The 21,754-nt window shown below is 67.2% G+C and carries 22 protein-coding genes; 14 read left to right on the forward strand and 8 right to left on the reverse strand.

All coding sequences use genetic code 11. The features are described 5' to 3' along the window. The first annotated feature begins 5 nt into the window (after positions 1 to 5). On the forward strand, positions 6 to 1,172 hold the full coding sequence (locus tag EJI00_RS12340; protein ID WP_126747802.1) for an acyl-CoA dehydrogenase family protein: 1,167 nt from the start codon (positions 6 to 8) through the stop codon (positions 1,170 to 1,172). Between the two features lie 10 nt (positions 1,173 to 1,182). Here EJI00_RS12340 and EJI00_RS12345 read toward each other — a convergent pair whose 3' ends face one another. After that, the gene (locus tag EJI00_RS12345; protein ID WP_126747803.1) at positions 1,183 to 2,454 is read right to left on the reverse strand and encodes a DEAD/DEAH box helicase; all 1,272 of its coding nucleotides are present in this window, start codon (positions 2,452 to 2,454) and stop codon (positions 1,183 to 1,185) included. A gap of 74 nt (positions 2,455 to 2,528) precedes the next feature. Here EJI00_RS12345 and EJI00_RS12350 point away from each other — a divergent pair, with 74 nt between their 5' ends. The 5 genes from EJI00_RS12350 to EJI00_RS12370 all read left to right on the forward strand — a co-directional run bounded on the left by EJI00_RS12350 (position 2,529) and on the right by EJI00_RS12370 (position 5,940). Continuing rightward, the gene (locus EJI00_RS12350) at positions 2,529 to 2,894 is read left to right on the forward strand and encodes a translation initiation factor Sui1 (protein ID WP_126747897.1); all 366 of its coding nucleotides are present in this window, start codon (positions 2,529 to 2,531) and stop codon (positions 2,892 to 2,894) included. Positions 2,895 to 2,899: 5 nt separating this feature from the next. Then, on the forward strand, positions 2,900 to 3,133 hold the full coding sequence (locus tag EJI00_RS12355; RefSeq protein ID WP_126747804.1) for a DUF3820 family protein: 234 nt from the start codon (positions 2,900 to 2,902) through the stop codon (positions 3,131 to 3,133). A gap of 181 nt (positions 3,134 to 3,314) precedes the next feature. Continuing rightward, entirely contained in the window at positions 3,315 to 3,731 is a 417-nt protein-coding gene (locus tag EJI00_RS12360) for an RNA recognition motif domain-containing protein (protein ID WP_126747805.1), read from the forward strand. Between the two features lie 195 nt (positions 3,732 to 3,926). Continuing rightward, on the forward strand, positions 3,927 to 4,415 hold the full coding sequence (locus EJI00_RS12365; protein ID WP_126747806.1) for a tripartite tricarboxylate transporter TctB family protein: 489 nt from the start codon (positions 3,927 to 3,929) through the stop codon (positions 4,413 to 4,415). A 13-nt stretch (positions 4,416 to 4,428) separates the two neighbouring features. Beyond that, the gene (locus EJI00_RS12370) at positions 4,429 to 5,940 is read left to right on the forward strand and encodes a tripartite tricarboxylate transporter permease (RefSeq protein ID WP_126747807.1); all 1,512 of its coding nucleotides are present in this window, start codon (positions 4,429 to 4,431) and stop codon (positions 5,938 to 5,940) included. 14 nt (positions 5,941 to 5,954) lie between these two features. On the opposite strand, the gene chrA is transcribed toward EJI00_RS12370, so the two are convergent. Then, the gene (gene chrA, locus EJI00_RS12375; RefSeq protein ID WP_126747808.1) at positions 5,955 to 7,310 is read right to left on the reverse strand and encodes a chromate efflux transporter; all 1,356 of its coding nucleotides are present in this window, start codon (positions 7,308 to 7,310) and stop codon (positions 5,955 to 5,957) included. Positions 7,311 to 7,331: 21 nt separating this feature from the next. After that, on the reverse strand, positions 7,332 to 8,090 hold the full coding sequence (locus tag EJI00_RS12380; RefSeq protein WP_126747809.1) for a sulfite exporter TauE/SafE family protein: 759 nt from the start codon (positions 8,088 to 8,090) through the stop codon (positions 7,332 to 7,334). Positions 8,091 to 8,516: 426 nt separating this feature from the next. Between EJI00_RS12380 and EJI00_RS12385 the strand changes: the two genes are divergently transcribed. Beyond that, complete coding sequence (locus EJI00_RS12385) at positions 8,517 to 8,816, forward strand: hypothetical protein (RefSeq protein ID WP_126747810.1); 300 nt, start codon at positions 8,517 to 8,519, stop codon at positions 8,814 to 8,816. Between the two features lie 21 nt (positions 8,817 to 8,837). On the opposite strand, the gene EJI00_RS12390 is transcribed toward EJI00_RS12385, so the two are convergent. The 4 genes from EJI00_RS12390 to EJI00_RS12405 all read right to left on the reverse strand — a co-directional run bounded on the left by EJI00_RS12390 (position 8,838) and on the right by EJI00_RS12405 (position 14,313). Beyond that, positions 8,838 to 10,511, reverse strand: a complete 1,674-nt coding sequence (locus EJI00_RS12390; protein ID WP_126747811.1) for a thiamine pyrophosphate-binding protein — start codon at positions 10,509 to 10,511, stop codon at positions 8,838 to 8,840. A 19-nt stretch (positions 10,512 to 10,530) separates the two neighbouring features. Further along, on the reverse strand, positions 10,531 to 11,772 hold the full coding sequence (locus tag EJI00_RS12395; RefSeq protein WP_185868121.1) for a pyridoxal phosphate-dependent aminotransferase: 1,242 nt from the start codon (positions 11,770 to 11,772) through the stop codon (positions 10,531 to 10,533). After that, positions 11,772 to 12,674, reverse strand: coding sequence for an amino acid ABC transporter substrate-binding protein (locus tag EJI00_RS12400; protein ID WP_126747813.1), 903 nt, complete (start codon positions 12,672 to 12,674; stop codon positions 11,772 to 11,774). The genes EJI00_RS12395 and EJI00_RS12400 overlap by 1 nt, the downstream gene beginning before the upstream one ends. 97 nt (positions 12,675 to 12,771) lie before the next feature. After that, complete coding sequence (locus EJI00_RS12405) at positions 12,772 to 14,313, reverse strand: aldehyde dehydrogenase family protein (RefSeq protein WP_126747814.1); 1,542 nt, start codon at positions 14,311 to 14,313, stop codon at positions 12,772 to 12,774. A 265-nt stretch (positions 14,314 to 14,578) separates the two neighbouring features. Here EJI00_RS12405 and EJI00_RS12410 point away from each other — a divergent pair, with 265 nt between their 5' ends. Beyond that, entirely contained in the window at positions 14,579 to 15,079 is a 501-nt protein-coding gene (locus EJI00_RS12410; protein WP_126747815.1) for a hypothetical protein, read from the forward strand. Positions 15,080 to 15,088: 9 nt separating this feature from the next. Here EJI00_RS12410 and EJI00_RS12415 read toward each other — a convergent pair whose 3' ends face one another. Beyond that, positions 15,089 to 15,976 (reverse strand): IclR family transcriptional regulator, encoded by an 888-nt coding sequence (locus EJI00_RS12415; protein ID WP_126747898.1) that lies wholly within the window; start codon positions 15,974 to 15,976, stop codon positions 15,089 to 15,091. 175 nt (positions 15,977 to 16,151) lie between these two features. Here EJI00_RS12415 and EJI00_RS12420 point away from each other — a divergent pair, with 175 nt between their 5' ends. From EJI00_RS12420 to EJI00_RS12445, 6 genes are read left to right on the forward strand one after another with little or no spacing between them, the layout of a single operon-like run. Continuing rightward, a complete protein-coding gene (locus EJI00_RS12420) occupies positions 16,152 to 17,222 on the forward strand; it encodes an ABC transporter ATP-binding protein (RefSeq protein ID WP_126747816.1) in 1,071 nt (356 codons plus the stop codon). After that, positions 17,219 to 18,079 (forward strand): ABC transporter permease, encoded by an 861-nt coding sequence (locus EJI00_RS12425; protein ID WP_126747817.1) that lies wholly within the window; start codon positions 17,219 to 17,221, stop codon positions 18,077 to 18,079. Before EJI00_RS12420 ends, EJI00_RS12425 begins: the two co-directional genes overlap by 4 nt. A gap of 4 nt (positions 18,080 to 18,083) precedes the next feature. Then, positions 18,084 to 18,878, forward strand: coding sequence for an ABC transporter permease (locus EJI00_RS12430; protein WP_047784138.1), 795 nt, complete (start codon positions 18,084 to 18,086; stop codon positions 18,876 to 18,878). Beyond that, a complete protein-coding gene (locus tag EJI00_RS12435; RefSeq protein WP_126747818.1) occupies positions 18,879 to 19,187 on the forward strand; it encodes a (2Fe-2S)-binding protein in 309 nt (102 codons plus the stop codon). It begins immediately after the preceding gene. Further along, positions 19,184 to 20,608 (forward strand): NAD(P)/FAD-dependent oxidoreductase, encoded by a 1,425-nt coding sequence (locus EJI00_RS12440; RefSeq protein ID WP_126747819.1) that lies wholly within the window; start codon positions 19,184 to 19,186, stop codon positions 20,606 to 20,608. The genes EJI00_RS12435 and EJI00_RS12440 overlap by 4 nt, the downstream gene beginning before the upstream one ends. Next, positions 20,605 to 21,750, forward strand: coding sequence for an NAD(P)/FAD-dependent oxidoreductase (locus EJI00_RS12445; RefSeq protein WP_126747820.1), 1,146 nt, complete (start codon positions 20,605 to 20,607; stop codon positions 21,748 to 21,750). The genes EJI00_RS12440 and EJI00_RS12445 overlap by 4 nt, the downstream gene beginning before the upstream one ends. The last annotated feature ends 4 nt before the right edge of the window (positions 21,751 to 21,754 follow it).

Below are 21,754 nucleotides of genomic sequence, written 5' to 3' on the forward strand. Positions count from 1 at the left end.
CGCACATGGACGCCGAACTGCAATCCGACCGCGCGGCGCTGGCCGACACGGTGCGGCGCTTTGCCGAGAACGAGATCGCGCCGCACGTGCAGGCCTGGGACGACTCGGGCGAGTTTCCCCGGGTGCTGTACACGCGCGCAGCGGAACTCGGCTTGCTGGGCCTCGGCTACCCCGAATCGCTGGGCGGCACGCCGGCCCCGTATTCACTGAAGCTCCCCGCGTGGATTGCGCTCGCGCGCCACGGCAAGAGCGGCGGCGTGCTCGCCAGCCTGTTCTCGCACAACATCGGCCTGCCGCCCGTGGTGCTGCATGCGAGCGATGCGGTGCGCAGCGAAGTGGTCCCGCCGGTGCTGCGCGGCGAGAAGATTGCCGCGCTCGCCATCACGGAGCCCGGCGGTGGTTCCGACGTGGCGGCGCTGCGCACCACGGCGCGCCGCGACGGCGAACACTACGTGGTGAACGGCGAAAAGGCCTTCATCACCTCGGGCGTGCGGGCCGACTGGATCACGGTGGCGGTGCGCACCGGCGAAGAGCGCGGCGCCCGCGGCATCTCGATGCTGCTGGTGCCCGGCGATGCGCCTGGCCTCACGCGCACGCGCCTCACGAAGATGGGCTGGCTGTGCTCCGACACCGCGCAGCTTCACTTCGACAACGTGCGCGTGCCTGCACGCTACCTGCTCGGCAGCGAAGGCGCGGGCTTTCGCATGGTCATGGGCAACTTCAACGGCGAACGCATCGGGCTGGCGGCGGGCGCACTCGGCTTTGCGCAGGCCTGCCTCGACGAGGCGCTGGCCTGGTCTCAGGAGCGCAAGACCTTCGGCGCCGCGCTCATCGAACACCAGGCGGTGCGCCACAAGCTGGTCGACATGCAGATGCGCATTGCGTCCACTGAAGCGTGGCTCGAAGCCGTATCGGCGCAAGGGGATGCGCACGAGGCGGCGGGCAGGTGCAATGCGCCCGAGTGGGTCGCGCAGGTTTGCATGCTCAAGAACCATGCGACGCAAACCATGCAGTTCTGCGCCGACCAGGCCGTGCAGATCCTGGGCGGCATGGGTTTCATGCGCGGCACCGTCAGTGAACGCATCTACCGCGAAGTGAAAGTGATGATGATCGGCGGCGGCGCCGAGGACATCATGAAGGAGTTGACCGCGCGGCAGCTGGGCTGGCTTTAGGCCCCGGACTTCAGTCGTTGTGCTCGCCGTCGCCGTGCCGCGCCGCGGTCAGGGCGTTTGCGGCACGCAGCTTGTCCTTCTTGCTCGGCCGCTTGCCCTTGATGCCGCCGGTGCCCGAGGCATCGACCATCGGCACGGGGGCTTCGGTCGGCTCGAAGCCTTCGATGCGTTCGCGTGGCAGGCTGAGGCCCTGACGTTTTTCGATCAGGCGAAAGTGCGCCTCGGTGGCTGCGCTCACGAAGCTGATCGCCAGCCCGCTTTCGCCGGCGCGGCCGGTGCGGCCGATGCGGTGGATGTAGTCGGTGGGCGAGCGCGGCAGGTCGTAGTTGATCACCACGGGCAGCTGCGCAATGTCGATGCCGCGCGCCGCAAGGTCGGTGGCAATCACCACGTCCCAGCGGCTTTCCTTGAACTGCGCGAGGATGCCGGTGCGCGTGCCCTGCGCAATGTCGCCGTGGAAGGGCACCGCGTAAACACCGTTCTTGTAGAGCTTCTCGGCCACGGTCTGGGCCGCATGCTGCGTGGCGACGAAGACCAGCACGCGGTCCCACTCGTTTTCTTTCAGCAGGTGGCGCAGCAGCTGCGTGCGGCGGTTGGCGTCGACTTCGATCACGCGCTGCACGATGGCGGGTTCGGTGCCGGGCTCGCCCTGCACATCGATCACCGCCGGGTCGCGCAGCGCGGTGTCGGCCAGCGCCTGGATGGCAGGCGGGAAGGTGGCCGAGAACAGCAGGTTCTGGCGCTGCGGCGGCAGCAGCGCGAGGATGCGGCCCAGTTCTTCGGCAAAGCCAAGGTCGAACAATCGGTCGGCCTCGTCGAGCACGAGCATGGAAACCGCATTGAGCTTGAGCGCGTTGTGGTCCACCAGGTCGAGCAGCCGGCCCGGCGTGGCCACCACGATGTCGGCACCGCCGCGCAGGCTCATCATCTGCGGGTTGATCGACACGCCGCCGAAGGCAATGGCGATCTTGAGCCGCTCGGGCAGGTGCTGCGCAAGGCTGCGCATGGTTTCGCCCACTTGGGCGGCGAGTTCGCGCGTGGGCACGAGCACCAGCGCGCGCACGCGGCGCGGCGACGTGGCGCGCTCGGCCGCCAGGCGCTGCAGCAGCGGCAGGGAAAATGCGGCGGTCTTGCCCGAGCCGGTCTGCGCCGAACCCCGCACGTCGCGGCCTTGCAGAATTGCGGGAATGGCCGCGGCCTGGATGGCGGTCGGCGCGGCATAGCCGCTTTCGGCGGCAGCCTGCACGAGCGCGGGGGCCAGGCCCAGTGAGTCGAATGGCATGTGAGCAGACAGAGAAAGATGAACCGGGAACCGACAGGAACCGAAGCGTTGAAGAAGAGATCGACCGAATGACGATGAAGAGCAATCAGTCCACCGCCCTGGTGTATTCCACCGAAGCCGGAGGCCGCATGTGCCCCGAGTGCCGCGCGCCGATCGCGCAGTGCCGCTGCAAGGAGCTCAGGGCGCGCATTCCGGCCACTGACGGCATTGTGCGTGTATCGCACGAGACCAAGGGCCGCAAAGGCAAGGGCGTCACGGTGATCAAGGGCCTGGCGCTCGATGCGGCGGCGCTCGCGGCCGTGGGCAAACAGCTCAAGACGGCCTGCGGCACGGGCGGCACGGTGAAGGACGGCACCATCGAAATCCAGGGCGACCACCGCGAACTGGTGATCGCGGCGCTCACCAAGCGAGGCCACGTAGTGAAGCGCGCCGGAGGCTGAACCTCATGAAACCCGAAGACCTGCAGCGCCTTGTCACGCTCGAAATGCCTTTCGGCAAGCACAAGGGCACGTTGATTGCCGATTTGCCGGGCAATTACCTGAATTGGTTCGCACGCGAGGGTTTTCCCGCAGGTGAAATCGGCCGGCTGCTCCATTTGATGCATGAAATAGACCACAACGGGCTCTCCGGCCTTCTGCAACCGTTGCGAAACCGCCCTCCAAGGCGTGATGTTTCGTAAGAAGAGCGAATTTCATCACCCTTTTTCCAGATCGCATTGATAATCGTGCCTACGTGTCTGTGAGCCTGCCTCCCGTGCACGTAATTCGGTGATCGGTCAGTTTCGCGCCACAGCGCATTTGTTTGTTGTGATTCTGGGACTCCATCGCTTTGTTTTGTTGGTTTGAATTAGGAGTCCCTCAATGGGCAAGAAACTCTACGTAGGCAACCTCGCCTACTCTGTGCGTGACAACGACCTGGAACAGGCTTTCGGCGAGTTCGGCTCGATCGTCAGCGCCAAGGTCATGATGGAACGCGACACCGGCCGCTCCAAGGGCTTCGGCTTCGTGGAAATGGGCACCGACGCTGAAGCGCTGGCTGCCGTTGAAGCCATGAACGGTCATTCGCTCCAGGGCCGCGCCCTGACCGTGAACGAAGCACGTCCGATGGAAGCTCGTCCCCCCCGTACCGGTGGTGGCGGCGGCTACGGCGGCGGCGGTGGTGGTGGTTACGGCGGTGGTGGTGGCGGTGGCGGCTACGGTGGTGGCGGCGGCGGCGGTGGCCGCAGCGGTGGTGGCGGTGGCTACGGCGGCGGCGGCGGTGGTCGCGGCGGCTACTAAGCCCTTCCCCCGAGACCTCGCTCTCAAATGAAAAAGCTCCTTCGGGAGCTTTTTTCGTTTCTGCGCCCCACGCTCCGCCTGAGCTCCGCGCAAAGGCCTGGGCACCCTTGTACGCATTTGTCCTTACCGCGCCGGTCAGCCCAAGGTCAGCCGCGGGCGACGACCCTCACCCGTCCAATCAAGAGGGTCGAGACAATGCGCATAAAGAGTCAGGCGGACTTCTTTTCAGGAGTCATGTTCACAAGTGTCGGCGGCGCTTTCGCCATCGGCGCCACCACCTACACCATCGGCGACGGTGCCCGCATGGGGCCCGGCTACTTTCCGCTGATGCTGGGCATTTTGCTGGCGGTGCTCGGCGGGGCCATCATGTTCCAGGCCATGGTGGTCGAAACCGCCGGCGGCGACCCGATCGGCAAATGGGCCTGGAAGCCGCTGGCCTTCGTGCTGGGCGCCAACCTGGCCTTCGGCGTGCTGCTCGGCGGGCTGCCGAGCATCGGCCTTCCCGCCATGGGGATGATCGTCGCGATCTACGCGCTCACCATCATCTCGAGCATGGCGGGCGAGCACTTCAAGCTGCGCGACGTGCTGGTGCTCTCCACCATCCTGGCGGCCGGCAGCTACGTGGCCTTCATCTGGGCGCTGAAGCTGCAGATCCAGGTCTGGCCTACTTTCATTTCGGGTTGAGGAGCGCACCGCCATGGAACTGTTCCACAACCTCGCGACCGGCTTCGGCGTCGCCTTCACTTTCACCAACCTGCTGTATTGCCTGGTCGGCTGCATCCTGGGCACGCTGATCGGCGTGCTGCCGGGAATCGGCCCGGTCGCGACCATCGCGATGCTGCTGCCGGCCACGTACGCACTGCCGCCCGTGTCGGCGCTGATCATGCTGGCCGGCATCTACTACGGTGCGCAGTACGGCGGCTCGACCACCGCAATTCTGGTGAACCTGCCCGGGGAGTCATCCTCCGTGGTCACCTGTATCGACGGCTACCAGATGGCAAGGCAGGGCCGCGCCGGCCCTGCGCTCGCTGCTGCGGGCCTGGGCTCGTTCTTTGCCGGTTGCGTGGGCACGCTCATCTTGGCTGCCTTCGCGCCGCCGCTCACCGAGCTGGCCTTCAAGTTCGGCCCGGCCGAGTACTTCTCGCTGATGACGCTGGGCCTGATCGGCGCCGTGGTGCTGGCTTCGGGCTCGCTGCTCAAGGCCGTGGCCATGATCGTGCTCGGCCTGCTGCTCGGCATCGTGGGCACCGACGTCAATTCGGGCGTCGCGCGCTTCAGCTTCGACATTCCCGAGCTCACCGACGGCATCGGCTTCGTGGTGATTGCCATGGGCGTGTTCGGCTACGGCGAAATCATCGGCAACCTCTCGCAGCCCGACGACGAGCGCGAGGTGTTCACGCACAAGGTGAAGGGCCTGTGGCCTACCAAGGATGACTTCAAGCGCATGACGCCCGCGGTGCTGCGCGGCACCGCCCTGGGTTCGGCGCTCGGCATCCTGCCCGGCGGCGGCGCGCTGCTTGCGGCCTTCGCGGCCTATGCACTCGAGAAGAAAATCAAGATGCGCCCCGGCGAGGTCGCCTTCGGCAAGGGCAACATCCGCGGCGTGGCATCGCCCGAATCGGCCAACAACGCGGGCGCACAGACCTCGTTCATTCCGCTGCTCACGCTGGGTATTCCGCCCAACGCGGTAATGGCGCTGATGGTGGGTGCGATGACCATCCACAACATCCAGCCGGGCCCGCAGGTGATGACCAGCAACCCGGAACTCTTCTGGGGACTGATCGCCTCGATGTGGATCGGCAACGCGATGCTGATCGTGCTGAACCTGCCGCTGATCGGCATGTGGATCAAACTGCTGACGGTGCCCTACAAGTTCCTGTTCCCGGCCATCGTTCTGTTCTGCGCGATTGGCGTGTACTCGACCAACAACAACACCTTCGACGTGTGGATGGTCGCGATCTTCGGCTTTGTCGGCTACCTGTTCCTGAAGCTCAAGACCGAACCGGCACCGTTGCTGCTGGGCTTCATCCTCGGGCCGATGATGGAAGAAAACCTGCGCCGCGCGTTGCTGCTGTCGCGCGGCACATGGAGCGTGTTCGTCACGCGGCCTCTGTCGGCAGGCCTGCTGGTCGCGGCAGCGCTGCTGCTGGGCATCGTGCTGCTGCCATCCATCAAGGCGAAGCGAGAGGAAGCCTTCGTCGAGGAATAAACGCAAGCCGGCGGTCAGCGCACAAGCAGTTGCCAGGCCATACCTGCGAGTGCCGAGGCGAGCACCACCGGGATCACGCCGGCCTTGAAGCGGAAAAGCGCGATGGCCGCGAGCGCGCCGATGACGGCGGAGGGAAACTCGAAGGGCCCTGACAAGCCCTTCGGCCAGAGCACGTGGTAGGCGAAGAAGACCGCCAGGTTGACGATCACGCCGACCACGGCCGCGGTAATGGCGGTGAGCGGGGCAGTGAACTTCAGGTTGCCGTGGGTCGACTCGATGAAGGGGCCACCCAGCAGAATGAACAGGAACGACGGCAGGAAGGTGAAGAAGGTCACCACCGTCGCGCCTGCCACGCCGGCTGCAAACAGCGCATGGGGGCCGAACAGTGCCTGGCCCCACGCGCCGACGAAGCCCACGAACGACACGACCATGATCAAGGGACCGGGCGTGGTTTCTCCGAGTGCGAGGCCGTCGATCATCTGCGTGGCGGTCAGCCAGTGGTAGTGGTCGACCGCGCCCTGGAACACATAGGGCAGCACCGCATAGGCCCCGCCGAAGGTCAGCAGCGCCGCCTTGGTGAAGAACCAGCCCATCTGCGTGAGCGCGCCGCTCCATCCGTACTGCGCCGTGAGCGCGCCCAGCGCGCCGAGCCACAGCAGGAAGAACACCGCCAGCACGCGCGCGAAGCGGCCCCAGCTGAAAAGGGCATGCGGCGGCGTGGGCATGTCATCGTCGATGAGCGCCGGGCCGGCCGAGCCCGCCGCGGCGCCGTGCCCACCGCCCGGCGAGAAGTACGCCGGCGCGAACCGGCTGCCGAAGTAGCCGACGGCCCCGGCGGACAGCACGATCAGCGGAAACGGCAGCTGCAGCGCAAAGATCGCTATGAAAGCGGCAACGGCAATCGCCCAGAGCCAGGCGTTCTTGAGCACCCGCGAGCCGATGCGCCATGCCGCGAAAAGCACGATGGCCGTGACCGCGGGCTTCACGCCGTAGAGCAGACCCGCCACCGCCGGCACGTGGCCGTAGGCCATGTACGCCCACGACAGCCCGATGAGGATGAAGAGCGAAGGCAGCACGAAGAGCACACCCGCCGCAAGGCCGCCCCAGGTGCGATGCATGAGCCAGCCGATGTAGGTGGCAAGCTGCTGCGCCTCAGGGCCTGGCAGCAGCATGCAGTAGTTGAGCGCATGCAGAAAGCGCTTTTCCGAGATCCAGCGCCGGCGCTCCACCAGTTCCTGGTGCATCAGCGCAATCTGCCCCGCCGGACCGCCAAAGCTGATGAAGCCAAGCTTGAGCCAGTAGGCGAAGGCCTGCCAGAAGCTGACGGCTGCGGGTCGTTCAACGGGTACAGCGGACTCTGGCAATGCCATGAATGAGACTTTCTCGTTGTGCTATTTCAGGAATGCGTCATAGGCGGTCTTCAGGATGAGCGCGCTCACCACCGCGATGAACACCACCCGCACGAAGCCCGCTCCATGCTTCAGCGCAACACGCGTGCCCAGCAGGCTGCCCGCGACGTTGGCCACCGCCATCACCAGCCCATAGTGCCACCACACATGCCCCTTGAGGGCAAGCAGCAGCAGGGCCGCGGCGTTGGTGAGCGTATTGATGATCTTGGCCGACGCAGAAGCATTCAGAAAGTCGTAGCCCATCCAGCGCACGAACAAAAAGACGAGGAAGCTGCCCGCCCCAGGCCCGAAGAAGCCGTCGTAAAAGCCGATCGACAGGCCGATGGCGCAGGCCGCCAGCGTTTCGGCACGGCCGCTGAAGCGCGGTACGTGGTGGCGGCCCAGGTCCTTGCGCGCCAGCGTGTAGAGCAGCACGCCAAGCAGCACGATGGGCAACGCGCGCCGCAGGAAGTCGCCCGGAAACAGGGTCACGCCCCAGGCGCCGAGCATCGACCCCGCAAATCCGAGCAGGGCGGCCGGCCACAAAGCACCCCAGCGCATCTGCACCCGCTGGCTGAACTGCGCGGCCGCGGCCGCCGTGCCCCAAATAGAAGCGCTTTTGTTGGTGCCCAGCAACGTGGCCGGCGGTGCACCCGGAAACACGGCGAAGAGCGCCGGCACAAGGATCAACCCGCCGCCGCCCACGATCGAATCGACAAACCCTGCGAGCAGCGAAGCGCCCGTGACCACCAGCATTTCCATGCCTGGATTGTCGCACCCGAGGCGCTACCAAAAGAGGAGCTTCGATGAAAGGCAGGGCGGGCTTGCAAGCGCTCTTGCGCCAGTCAGGAATCGGCAGGCGAAGGGGCTGCGCCGGGCAATAAAAAAGGCGCCGACCAGCGGCGCCTTTCAAGTTCAAACACGGCTTCTCGAACGGAAGCCTTGAAGAATTTTTGTTGTAGACCGAATTTGTCTCCTCGGACCCTCGGCAGCACGAGCTTGGCCCGTTCGCGAGTGGGCAGACTTTAGGCGGTGCACCGGGCCAGTGCATTGGGAATTACCCGCTTTGCCTTACCTTCCAGGGGCTCACGGCAAACAAAAGTGTTTCGGAGCGTTAACGCAGCGGACCCGACATGGCACGACTTGTGCACGCAGGCGGATTGAGCCATTCATGGAGCCCCTCGAACCATGTCCATGTCCGAAAGCGAACGCATCGCCCTTGCCGCACGGCTGCACGTGGCACTGCGGCGAAAGCACGGGCGCGTGACCGACACCGAATGGATGGCCACCAATGCCGAATACGCCGCCGAGATCGTGCGCATGACGCGCGCGCATGCCGCGGAGACCAAGGACGAGGATCTCTACCTGCTCGCCACCCGCCTCGAGCAGGCCATGGAGCCCTTGGCGCGCGCCGCACGGCTGGCCGCGCGCGCGCCCGACGGCAATCCGCCGAAGCCCCGGCCGCGGTTTGCGGGCGGCCTGGGCTGATTCTTTTTCGACGCCAGGCGCTCAGCCGCCAGCCAGTGCGGCCTTGCGGATGCTCTGCAGCGTGCTGGCCGGCGTGATGGCCTCCGGATCGAGCAGGCAATGCAGCACCGCGGGCTTGCCGCTCGCACGGGCGCGCGCCAGCGCGGGGCCGAACTCCTCCGTGCGGGTCACGCGCTCGCCATGTCCGCCGAACACTTCGGCATAGCCGCGGAAGTCGGGGTTCTTCAGCTGCGTGGCGCTCACGCGGCCCGGGTAGTGCTTTTCCTGGTGCATGCGGATGGTGCCGTACATGGCGTTGTCCAGCAGCACCACGATGATCGGCAGGCCGTACTGCACGGCGGTTGCGAACTCCTGGCCGTGCATCATGAAGTCGCCGTCGCCCGCGAACACCACCACCTCGCGCTGCGGCCACAGCCGCTTGGCGCCCACGCCCGCCGGCAGGCCATAGCCCATCGACCCGCTGGTGGGCGCCAACTGGCTCGCAAACGAGCGGAACGGCCAGAAGCGGTGCACCCAGGTGGCAAAGTTGCCGGCGCCGTTGCAGAAGATGGTGTCGGCCGGCAGCACCTCTCGCAGGTGCTGCATCACCTCGCCCATCTGCAGCGGGCCCGGAATGCGGATGAGGGCCGGATCGCTCCAGCGCAAAAAGTCTTCGCGCGCGGTCTTCATCTCGGCCAGCCAAACCGGCGGTGAAGCTGGGCGCAGCGCGGCCACTGCCTCGGCAAACGCCTGCGGCGTGGCGTGGATGCCCAGCGCCGGGCGGTAAAGCTTGCCGAGCTCGTCGGCATCGGCATGCACATGCACCAGCGCCTGCTTCGGTTGCGGAATGGCAAGCAACTCATAGCCCTGCGACGGCACCTCGGACAGCCGACCGCCGACCAGCAGCACCAGGTCTGAATTGTGGATGCGCTCGAGCATGCGCGGATTCGCGCCAAGCCCCAGGTCGCCCGCATAGCAAGGATGCTCGGCCGACAGCAGCATCTGGCGCCGGAACGAGCAGTACACCGGCAGCGAGAACGCCTCTGCAAAACCCGCGAACTGCCGCGTCGCGGCTTCTGACCAGCGGCTGCCACCGAGGATGGCCACAGGCCGCTGTGCTTGCGACAGCCGCTGCTGCAGTTGCGCGATTTGCGTCGCGCCCGGATAGGTTTCGGTCACGGCATAGGGCTGCGCATCGGCCACCACCGCGGCTTCGGTCAGCATGTCTTCCGGCAGCGCGATCACCACCGGCCCGGGACGGCCCGAGGTGGCGACGTGAAAGGCGCGCGAGACCAGCTCGGGCACGCGCGCCGGATCGTCGATTTGCACCACCCACTTGGCCATGGTGCCGAAGACCGCGCCGTAGTCCAGCTCCTGGAAGGCCTCGCGGCCCAGCGCCTCGCGCGCCACCTGGCCCACGAAGAGCAGCATCGGCGTCGAATCCTGGTGCGCGATGTGAACGCCGGCCGCCGCGTTGGTGGCGCCCGGCCCGCGCGTGACAAAGCACACGCCGGGTTGGCCGGTGAGCTTGCCCTGTGCCTCGGCCATCATCGCGGCGCCACCTTCCTGGCGGCACACCGTCACGTCGATGGAGGCATCGTGCAGCGCATCGAGCACGGCCAGAAAGCTTTCGCCGGGCACGCAGAAGAGTTGCTTGACGCCGTGGGTGATGAGCTGGTCGACCAGGATCTGGCCGCCGGTGCGGGGAGAAGTCATGCTGTGTCCAATCAGAAATTCATTCGAGAGCTTCGCATGCCGCGGCAATGCGCGCACACGCCTCTTCGAGCTGCGCCATCGATGTCGCATACGAAATGCGGAAATACGGCGCGAGCCCGAACACGCTGCCCGGCACCACCGCCACTTCGAACTCCTGCAGCAGGTAGTTGCAGAAGTCGCTGTCGGTCTGCAGCAGCATGCCGCTCGCCGTGCGCCGGCCGAGCACGCCGGCACAGCTCGCAAAAGTATAGAAAGCGCCTTCGGGCACGCGGCAACGCAGGCCGGGCGCGCGGTTCAATGCCGCCACCACAAAGTCGCGCCGCGCCTGGAAGTCATCGCATCGCTCGGCCACGATGTCTTGCGGCCCCGTGAGCGCCTCGGTCGCGGCCGCCTGGCTCACCGACGACGGGCAGGAGGTCGACTGGCTCTGCACCACCGCCATGGCCGCGATCAGCGCGCGCGGCCCTGCCCCGTAGCCCACGCGCCAGCCTGTCATTGCATAAGCCTTCGACACGCCGTTCACGGTGAGCGTGCGCTCGCGCAGCCGCGGCTCCACGGTGGCCGGCGTGGCAAACGCCAGGCCGTCATAGAGAATGTGCTCGTAGATGTCGTCCGCCAGCACCCACACCGCGGGATGCCGCAGCAGCACCTCGCACAACGGCGCGAGCTGCGCCGCGCTGTAGGCCGCGCCGCTCGGGTTCGATGGCGAGTTCAAGAAGAGCCAGCGCGTGCGCGGGGTGATGGCCGCCTCGAGCTGCGCAGCATCCAGCCGAAAGCCCTGCGCCTCGGTGCACGGCACGCTCACGGGCATGCCGCCGCAGATCTGCACGATGTCGGCGTAAGACGTCCAGTACGGCGCCGGCAGGATCACCTCGTCGCCCGGGTTCAGGCTGGCCATCAACGCGTTGAAGATGACCTGCTTGGCGCCCGCGCCCACGCTGATTTCATTCAACGCAAAGTCCAGCCCGTTGTCGCGCTTGAACTTGAATTGCACCGCGGCCTTCATGGCGGGGCTGCCGTCGAGCACGGTGTAGCGCGTGTCGCCGCGCTCCATGGCACGCGCCGCGGCGGCGCGAATGTGCTCGGGCGTGTCGAAGTCCGGCTCGCCCGCGCCCAGCACGATCACCGGCCGGCCGGCGCGCTTCAACGCATTGGCATGGTCGGTGATGCGCAGGATTTCCGACACGCCGATGGCGCGCACGCGCTGCGCAGGCTCGAATGTGCAAGCCGACGAAAGCGCGGAATCGAGCACGGCGGACATCACTTGGCGTAGGCCTCGAGCGGCTTGTCGTTCGGTTCGGCAATCAGCTGCTTCAGCGCCGTGCTCATCGGCAGGTTCAGGCTGGTGTTCTTCGGCGGAATCGGCGCGACGAACCACTTGGCGTAGATCTTCTCGAGTTCGCCGCTCTTCATGAGTTTGCGCAGCGAATCGTCCACCGCGGCCTTGAAGGCCGGATCGTCCTTGCGGAACAACAGCGCGATCGGCTCCGAGCCCAGCGCTTCGCCAGTGATGCGATAGGCCGTCGGGTTCTTCGAGTTCGCAATGATCCCGGCGAGCAGGTTGTCGTCGAGCACGAAGGCATCCGCGCGGCCCGACTCCATCAGAAGGAAACTCTCGAGGTGGTCCTTGCCGAGCATCGTGTTGATGGTGGTGTTCTGCGCGCGCTCGCGCTTGCGCAGCAACTGCACGGCGGTGGTGCCGGTGGAGGCCGACACGGTACGGCCGGCCAGCTGGTCGAGCGACGTGATGCCCGAATCGACCTTGGTCGCCATGCGCACTTCGCTCACATAGGTGGTGAGCGCAAAGGCTACCTGCTGCTGGCGCGCCGTGTTGTTGGTGGTGGGGCCGCAGCCGATGTCCAGCGTGCCGTTCTGCACCAGCGGAATGGTGTTCTGCGCCGTGACGGCCATGTATTCGAGCTTGGCGGAAGGCGCGATGTCCTTCAGCACGCGCTCGCAGAGCTCGACGTGGTAGCCCACGTACTTATCGTTTGCGCCCAGCATGTAGGCCATGGGCGGCGAGGCCTCGCGCACGCCGAGCACGGCCTTGCCGCTGCTCTTGATCTTGTCGAGCGTGCCTCCGGCGGGGGCTTGCTGCGCCGAAGCGCCGAATGCGAGCGCAAGCAGCGCCGCGCCGGTGAGTGTCTTGAAACGCATCTTCATGTTCTCTGTCTCCTGGTGGTTTTACTTGGGGCTCGCGCAGCGTTCTGCCTTGCCGGCGCAGCGGAACTGCGCGGCAAGGACGAAGGCCTGCGTTGGATCAATCGCCGATATCGAAGGTCACGCCTTGCGCGAGAGGCAACGCCGTCGAGTAGTTGATGGTGTTGGTGGCGCGGCGCATGTACGCCTTCCAGCTGTCGGAGCCGGCTTCGCGGCCGCCGCCGGTTTCTTTTTCGCCACCGAAGGCGCCGCCGATTTCGGCACCGCTCGGGCCGATGTTGACGTTGGCAATGCCGCAGTCGGACCCCGCGCTCGACAGGAAGCGCTCGGCCTCGCGCACGTTGAGCGTGAAGATCGACGACGACAGGCCTGCGCCCACCGCGTTGTGCCATTCGATGGCGTCGTCGAGCGTGCTGTAGCGCACCACATAGAGAATGGGCGCAAAGGTTTCGCGCAGCACCGGGCCGTCGTGCGACTTCAGTTCCACCAATGCGGGGCGCACGTAGTAGGCGTCCTTGGTGCCGATGCCTTCGACGCGCTCGCCGCCATGCACCGTGGCGCCGATCTCGCGGCTTTCGCCCAGCGCCTTCTGCATGCCGTCGAACGCCGCGCGGTCGATCAGCGGCCCAACGAGCGTGCCCGCCTCGCGCGGATCGCCCACACGCACATTGCCGTACACCTTGGCGAGCTTGGGCACCAGCGCGTCGTACACACTGTCATGCACGAAGAGCCGGCGCAGCGTGGTGCAGCGCTGGCCGGCCGTGCCCATGGCCGAGAACGCAATGGCGCGCAGCGTAAGGTCGAGGTCGGCCGACGGCGTGACGATGGCGGCGTTGTTGCCGCCGAGCTCAAGAATGGCCCGCGCAAAACGCGCGGCCAGCTTCGGTCCCACCTGTTTGCCCATCGCAGTCGAACCGGTCGCCGAGAGAATCGGCACGCGGTGGTCGTCGACCAGCACTTCACCGATGTCGCGCTGCCCCAGCAGCAGGCCGAGCAGGCCTTCGGGCGCGTCTTCGCCGAAGCGCGCAACGGCACGCTGCGCGATGGCGTGCGTGGCCAGCGCGGTGAGCGGCGTTTTTTCGGACGGCTTCCACACCACCGGATCGCCGCACACCAGCGCCAGCGCCGCGTTCCACGACCACACGGCCACCGGAAAGTTGAAGGCCGAGATCACGCCGCACACACCCAGCGGATGCCAGGTTTCCATCATGCGGTGCTCGGCGCGCTCGGTGGCCAGCGTCAGGCCATAGAGCTGGCGCGAGAGGCCGACCGCGAAGTCGCAGATGTCGATCATTTCCTGCACCTCGCCCGCGCCTTCGGTCGGAATCTTGCCGGCCTCGAGCGTGACCAGCCGGCCGAGGTCGGCCTTGGCGGCGCGCAGCTCTTCGCCCAGCAGCCGCACCAGCTCGCCGCGGCGCGGTGCCGGCACGCTGCGCCAGGCCTTGAAGGCTTCATGTGCCTGGCCGATGGCGGCGGTCGCTTCGGCCGGGCTGGTTTGCGGCACCTGTGCAATCACCTCGCCCGTCACCGGCGAGCGCACCGTCAGTTCGCCGCCGGTATAGGCGCTGCGGGGCACGCCCAGGCGCTGCAGCAGCTGTTCGATTTCAGCGGCAAGGGAGACAGGGGCTTGGGCTTCGGACATGGGCGCGCTCCGGGAAGGGAGAAGAGAGGAAGGGAAACGGCAGGACGGGACCGGCGCAATATCTTCCAATCCCGCGCGCTTGCCTAGTGAAAAAAAGGAAGGACTTGATGCGTTTGCCGAATGAACTCGGCATGCGCCCGGTGCGGGACGGGCTTCGCGCCTACGCGCAAACCGCCGGGCTGCGCCGAAGATTCCGCACCCCGGCGCGGTCCTCGTGCGCTGCCCCGGGGCCTCGCCTCGCCGCACGTTCAACCCCGGTAGCGCCATGAAGTCGATCCTCACCCTGTACGCCGCAATCCATGCCCTGATGGCCCTCGCATTTGCCGCCGCATCGCTCGTTCTCGTCGTGATTGCGGCGCGGGCCGGGTGGGGCGCGGTCATGCAGGGGCTCGATGTTCCCGCGGCCGAGGCGGTCATCGAAGCGGTGGGCCTGCTGGCGGCGGGCGTGGTGGCGCTGCAGATCTCCCAGACCGTGCTCGAGGAAGAAGTGGTGCGCGACGCACACATCGGCGCGCCGACACGGGTGCGCCGCTTCCTGTCCAGGTTCATGGTCGTCATCGTGGTTGCCGTGGCGGTCGAGGGGCTGGTCGCGACCTTCAAGGCGCGCGAGGCGCCCGAACTGATGCTGCACGCCGCCGCCATGCTGGGCTCGGTCGGCCTGCTCATGGCGGGCTGGGGCATCTTCATCCGCCTGAACCGCTCCGCCGAGGAACTGGAGCCCGAGGCCATGGCGGAAGCCAAGAGCGAAGACCGGAAGCTGAAATGAACGCGGCGCCTATCGGGGCTCCGGTGCGTCCGGCAAGGGGATCTTCTGCCCCGCCGGCGACCCCGCCAGGCTCTGCGCGGGCCTTCTGAGCGTTGCATCGAAGGGGTTGATCTTCGGCCCGATGGCTGCCGCCTCGCGCTTGAGCAGCTCGACCACCGTGGGCATGCGGTCGGCGTTGAGCCGGTCCGCGATCGTGCCCACGCTCAGCGCGGCCACCGCGCGGCCCTCGCGGTCGAGAATGGGCACCGCCACGCCGGCCATGCCTTCGAGCAGGCCGGTGTTGCGCCCCGCATAGCCGGCCTGGCGCACGCGCTCGATCTCGGTGCGCAGATAGACCTCGTCGTACACGCCGTACTCACGCACGCGCGACAGGTTGAAGCGGATCACTTCCTCGCGCTCGGCCTCCGGCAGAAAGGCAAGGATGGCGAGCGCGCCCTGCCCCACGCCCAGCGCAATGCGCCCGCCGATGTCGCCCGTGAACGAACGAATGGGAAACGGGCCTTCGCTGCGGTCGAGGCACACCGCGTCGAAGCCGCTGCGCGCCAGCAAGAAGATGCTGTCGCCAAGGCTCGCGCACAGGCGCAGCAGCACAGGGCGGCAAATGGAGCGCAGGTCACCCGGGTTGCCGGCGCTGGCCGCGAGCGCGAAGAAATCGATGCTCAGGCGGTAGAGCTTGCTGCGCTCGTCCTGCTCGACCATGCCTTCGGCCATGAGCGACTGCAGCAGGCGGTGCGTGGTCGCCTGCGTGAGGCCGACCGAACGTGCAATTTGCGTCACGCGGCCGCCTTCGGCCTGCACCGCACCCAGCGCGCGAAGCACTGAAAACACGCGCGGAACGCCTCCGCTAGCGGCCGTGAGGCTTTCGGCGGCCTCTTTTGTGGAATTCTTTGGGTCCATCATTCGAATGATATTCCGTTCAACGGAATAAATCAGAGAAAAATTCTGATTAATGGAATACCCGAGGCGGGTTGGCGCAATCGTTGCAATAGAGTGAACTAAAAGTTCTCTCTTGTCCATGGCGCGCACCAAGGTGCGGCGCGCCGTTCACGACACCGCGCAGAAAGGCCCTTCCATGTCATTCCTACGGCTTACCGACGTGACCAAGTTTTACGGCGCCACGCGCGCCGTGTCGGCCATGAACCTTGCGGTGGAAAAGGGAGAGTTCGTTTCGCTGCTCGGTCCTTCGGGCTGCGGCAAGACCACCACGCTGCAGATGATTGCGGGCTTCGAGGCGGTGTCGAGCGGGCGCATCGAACTCGCGGGCAAGGACATCACGCATGCCAAGGCCAACACGCGGGGCCTCGGCATCGTGTTCCAGACCTACGCGCTGTTTCCGCACATGACCGTGGCCGACAACGTGAGCTTCGGCCTTGAGATGCGCAAGATGCCCAAGGCCGAGCGCGCTGAACGGGTGAAGCAGGCGCTGGCGCTGGTTCACCTGGAAGCGCATGCCACGCGCTACCCGCGCGAACTCTCGGGCGGCCAGCGACAGCGCGTGGCGCTTGCGCGCGCACTGGTCATCGAACCGCCTGTGCTGCTGCTCGACGAACCCCTCTCCAATCTCGACGCCAAGCTGCGCGAAGAAATGCAGTTCGAGCTGCGCCAGATCCAGCGCAAGGTCGGCACCACCACGGTGATGGTCACGCACGACCAGAGCGAGGCCATGTCGATCAGCGACCGCGTGGTGGTGATGGAAGGCGGCTGCGCCACGCAGATCGACCATCCGCATCGCGTGTACGAGCATCCGAGCACGCGCTTCATTTCCACCTTCGTCGGCAAGGCCAACCTGCTGGACGCCCGCGTCGCGGCCTGCGGCGCACGCAGCTGCCGCGTCGAGATCGGCTCGCTCACCGTCGAGGTCGAGGACACCGGCTACAAGCCGGGCGACCCGGTGCTGATGAGCGTGCGCCCCGAGAAGCTGCAGCTGGTGGAGGCCGGCCGCGGCCGCCTCGACGGCACGGTGCGGGAACGCTTCTTCCTGGGCAGCCAATGGCTCTATCGCCTGGGCACGCCCGCCGGAGACCTGATGGTGCTGAGCCCCAACGACGGCCGCGAGGCACTGGACGAAGGCAGCCCGGTCGGCATCGATTGGCCTGCGCATTGCACGCGCCTGTTGCCGGCCGAAGAGGCGGTGGCGGCATGAGCGGTGCCACGCACAAGGCCACGCCATGGTGGCTTTCGGCGCCCGCGCTGCTGCTGTTCGCGGCCTTGCTGGTGGTGCCGCTCGCGCTCACGGTGGTGCTGTCTTTCAACGTGTACGACCCGGCCACCGGCCCCAAGACGGGCGAGTTCACGCTCGAGCACTACACGCACGTGTTCACCGACTCGTACTACCACGGCATCTTCTGGCGCACCTTCTGGATCTCGGGACTCGTCACGCTGATCTGCGTGCTCGTCGGCGCGCCCGAGGCCTATGTGCTGAGCCGCATGCGCAACCCATGGCGATCGATCCTGCTGCTGGTGGTGCTGGCGCCGCTGCTCGTTTCGGTGGTGGTGCGCGCTTTCGGCTGGAGCATGCTGCTGGGGCCTGAGGGCGCCGTGAATGCGTTGCTGGGCCTGGTGGGCATCGGGCCGGTAAAGATGCTCTACACCGAGATTGCGGTGATCGTGGCGCTCGTCCACGTGATGTTGCCGTTCATGGTGATTCCGGTGTGGACCTCGCTGCAGAAGCTCGATGCAGGCGTGGAGAACGCCGCGCTTTCGCTCAGGGCCTCGCACTTCACCACGCTGCGGCGCATCGTGCTGCCGCAGGTGATGCCGGGCATTCTCTCGGGCAGCCTGATCGTGTTCGGCCTGGCCGCAAGCTCGTTTGCGATACCGGGCCTGCTCGGTGGCCGCCGGTTGAAGATGGTTGCCACCGTCGTCTACGACGAATACCTGCACGAGCTCAACTGGCCGCTCGGGGCGGCCGTTGCGCTGGTTCTGCTGGCGGCCAACCTCATCGTGATGCTGAGCTACAACCGCCTGGTAGAAGGCCGCTACAAGAAAGCGCTGGGCTGACCCGATGAGCAAGAACGGCCCCCTCGCCCTCGCCTTCAACGCGCTGGTCATCACCTTCATGCTGGCACCGCTGGTGGTGGTGTGCATCGTCGCGTTCACGCCTGAAAACACCTTGACCATTCCGACCACGCACTTCTCGCTGCGCTGGTTCAAGGCGGTGTTCGCACACCCGGACTTCATGCAGTCGTTCTGGAACAGCCTGTGGCTTGCGCTGGCCTCGGCCACCATTGCCACGCTGCTCGCGGTACCGGCGGGCATGGCAATCACGCGCTACGCGTTTCCGGGGCGCGACTTTCTCAACGGCCTCTTCCTCTCGCCGCTGATCATTCCGCACCTGGTGCTGGGGGTGGCGCTGCTGCGCCTGTTCGCGCTGGTGGGCGGCACGGGCAGCTTCGGCTGGCTGGTGATGGCGCATGCGCTGATCGTCACGCCCTACACGCTGCGCCTGGTGGTGGCCGCGCTCGTGGGCTTCGACCGCAGCGCCGAGCAGGCCGCACTGTCGCTGGGCGCAAGCCAAGCCACGGTGTTCCGGCGCATCACGTTGCCGATGATCCTGCCGGGCGTCACGGGCGGCTGGCTGCTGTCCTTCATCAACAGCTTCGACGAAGTGACGATGTCGATCTTCGTCACCTCGCCCAGCACGGTGACGCTGCCGGTGCGCATGTACATGTATGCCACCGAGTCGATCGATCCGCTGATGGCGGCGGTGTCGGCGCTGATGGTGGCGGTGACGGCCATCGCGATGGTGGTGCTCGACCGCGTCTACGGGCTGGACCGCGTGCTGGTGGGGCGCCGGTAGATGAACCTGCCGACCGTTATTCAACCGCTGCTGCATCGCGTGGCCGAGACTGGCCGCGCCGCGGTGCCCTTCACGCTCGACGGCCGGCCCGCCTCCGCACTCGCGGGCGACACCGTGCTCACGGCCGTGCTCACGCAAGCCGCGCAGCTGCGCCGCAACGAGTTCAGCGACGAGCCCCGCGCCGGCTTCTGCATGATGGGCGCCTGCCAGGATTGCTGGATTGCCACCGAGCAAGGCGAGCGCCTGCGCGCCTGCTCCACCTTCATTGCGCCGGGCATGGCGCTGGTCACGGGAAGGAGCGGCGCATGACGGCTCCTTCTTCTTCGTTCGCATTGCAGCCGGTGATCGTCGGCGCCGGGCCTGCGGGGGTGCGCGCCGCACAGGTACTGGTGGCGCATGGGCTCCGGCCCGTGGTGATCGACGAGGCGTCGCGCGCCGGCGGGCAGATCTACCGGCGCCCGCCCTCGAGCTTGGTGGAGCGCAGCGCGAATGTGCTCTACGGTTTCGAGGCCCGCCGCGCCGATGCGGTGCACTCCGCCTTCGACGCCTTGCGCGAACGCATCGACTACCGCCCCGACAGCCTGGTATGGAACGCCCAAGGCGGCCGGCTCGACGTGCTGCACGGCCCCATGCGCAGCACCTCCAGCGTGCCCTACCGCCAATTGATCGTCGCCACGGGCGCCACCGACCGCGTGCTGCCGGTCCCTGGCTGGACGCTGCCCGGCGTCTACACACTCGGCGGCGCGCAGGTGGCGCTCAAGTTCCAGGGCTGCGCCATCGGGCAGCGCGTGGTGTTCATGGGCACCGGTCCGCTGCTGTATCTCGTCGCGTACCAGTACGCCAAGGCCGGAGCGAAGGTCGCCGCGGTTCTCGACACCTCGCGGTTCGCGGACCAGCTTGCCGCCACACCCGCGATGCTGCGGCAACCGACGGTGTTCGCCAAGGGCGTGTACTACGTGGCGTGGCTGCGCGCGCATGGCGTGGCGCTGCATGGTGGCGTGCGGCCGTTGCGCGTGCTCGGCGATGCCACCGAGAGCCGCGTGGCCGGCGTGGCGTGGCACGACGGACGCGAAGAGCGCACGCTGTCCTGCGATGCCGTCGGCTTCGGCTATGCGCTGCGCTCCGAAACGCAGTTGGCCGACCTGCTGGGCTGCCGCTTCGAATTTGCGCCGCTGCACCGTGCGCACCTGCCGGTGCGTGATGCGGCCGGCCGCTCCAGCGTGCGGGGCGTGTACCTCGCGGGCGACGGCGCCGGCATCATGGGTGCGGATGCGGCCGAGTGGGCCGGCGAACGCGCCGCGCTCGCGCTGCTCGCCGACGGCGGCGTGGCCGTCGACACCGCACGCGCGGCAATGCTCGAACGCAAGCTGCACAAGCTCGGCGCCTTCCGCCAGGGGCTGGAGCGCGCCTTTCCGGTGCCGCACGACTGGGCCGCGCATGCGCCCGACGAACTGGTGGTCTGCCGCTGCGAGAACATCACGGCGGGCACGCTGCGCCAGACCGTTGCCGAGCAAGGCGCCGATGAAATGAACCGGCTCAAGGCGCTCTCGCGCGTGGGCATGGGCCGCTGCCAGGGCCGCATGTGCGGCGCGGCGGCAGCCGAGATCCTTGCGCATGCCACGGGCCAGCCGGTGCAGCAGGTCGGCCGGCTGCGCGGGCAGGCGCCGATCAAGCCGATTCCGATTCACCTGGCCGCCACGGCGCCTTCGACCGAAGGAGCCGGCGCATGAGCGGACGCAAGACACTGCGCACCGACGTCGCCATCGTCGGCGGCGGGATCGTCGGCGCATCCGCTGCGCTGGCGTTGCGGCGGATGGGCATCGGCGTGGTGCTGCTGGAGCGCGACCTGTGCGGCTCGCGCTCGAGCGGCGTCAACTACGGCGGCGTGCGGCGGCAGGGCCGGCCGGTGAGCCAATTGCCGCTGGCGCAACGCGCACACCGCATCTGGGGCAGCCTGCGCGAAACCATCGGCACCGATGGCGAGTACCTGCGTTCGGGGCATTTCAAGATCGCGCGCAGCGAAGCGGACATGGAATCGCTCGAGCGGTACCGCGCGCAGAGCCGCGACTTCGACCTCGGGCTCGAACTGATTTCGGACGCCCGCCTGCGCGAGCGCTGCCCCTGGCTCGGCAAGCGCGCCGTGGGCGGTTCGCTGTGCGCGGAAGACGGGCAAGCCAATCCACGCCTCGTATCGCCGGCCTTCGCACTGGCGGCACAGCGCGCGGGCGCGCAAATCTTCGAGCGCCACAAGGTCGACGAGGTAGCGCACGACGGCACGAAATTCGTACTTCGATCAGGCAATGCGCTCGAAGTGCATGCGCCGGCGCTGCTCAATTGCGCGGGCGCATGGGCCGGTCCCGTGGCCGCGTATTTCGGCGAAGCCGTGCCGCTGCAGTCGGGCCATCCCGCGATGGCAGTGACCGAGCCGCTGCCCTTCTTCATGAACTGGAGCCTCGGCGTCGAAGGCGGCGGCATCTACTGCCGCCAGGTGGCGCGAGGCAACCTCGTGCTGGGCGGAGGCGGAAAGGGTGTGGCGCTCGATGCCGACCGCGCCCGCTCCGACCGGGACGCGATCGCCTCGCTTTCCGCGCAGGCCATCGAGCTGCTGCCCGCGCTGCGCCATGCGCATTTCATCCGCACCTGGAGCGGCACCGAGGGCTACCTGCCCGACCGCCAGCCCGTGCTCGGCCCGAGCCGCACCACGCCCGGGCTGTTCCACGGCTTCGGCTTCTCGGGCGCGGGCTTCCAGATCGGCCCCGCCGCCGGCGAGGTACTCGCCGAGCTCGTGCGCGACGGCCGCAGCAGCACGCCGATCGATGCCTTCTCGATCGAACGCTTCTTTCCCGAAGAAACCACTACCAGCCCACCCTGAAAGG

Origin of the sequence: Variovorax sp. DXTD-1, from assembly GCF_003984625.1 — a bacterium.
Lineage (GTDB): Bacteria > Pseudomonadota > Gammaproteobacteria > Burkholderiales > Burkholderiaceae_C > Variovorax.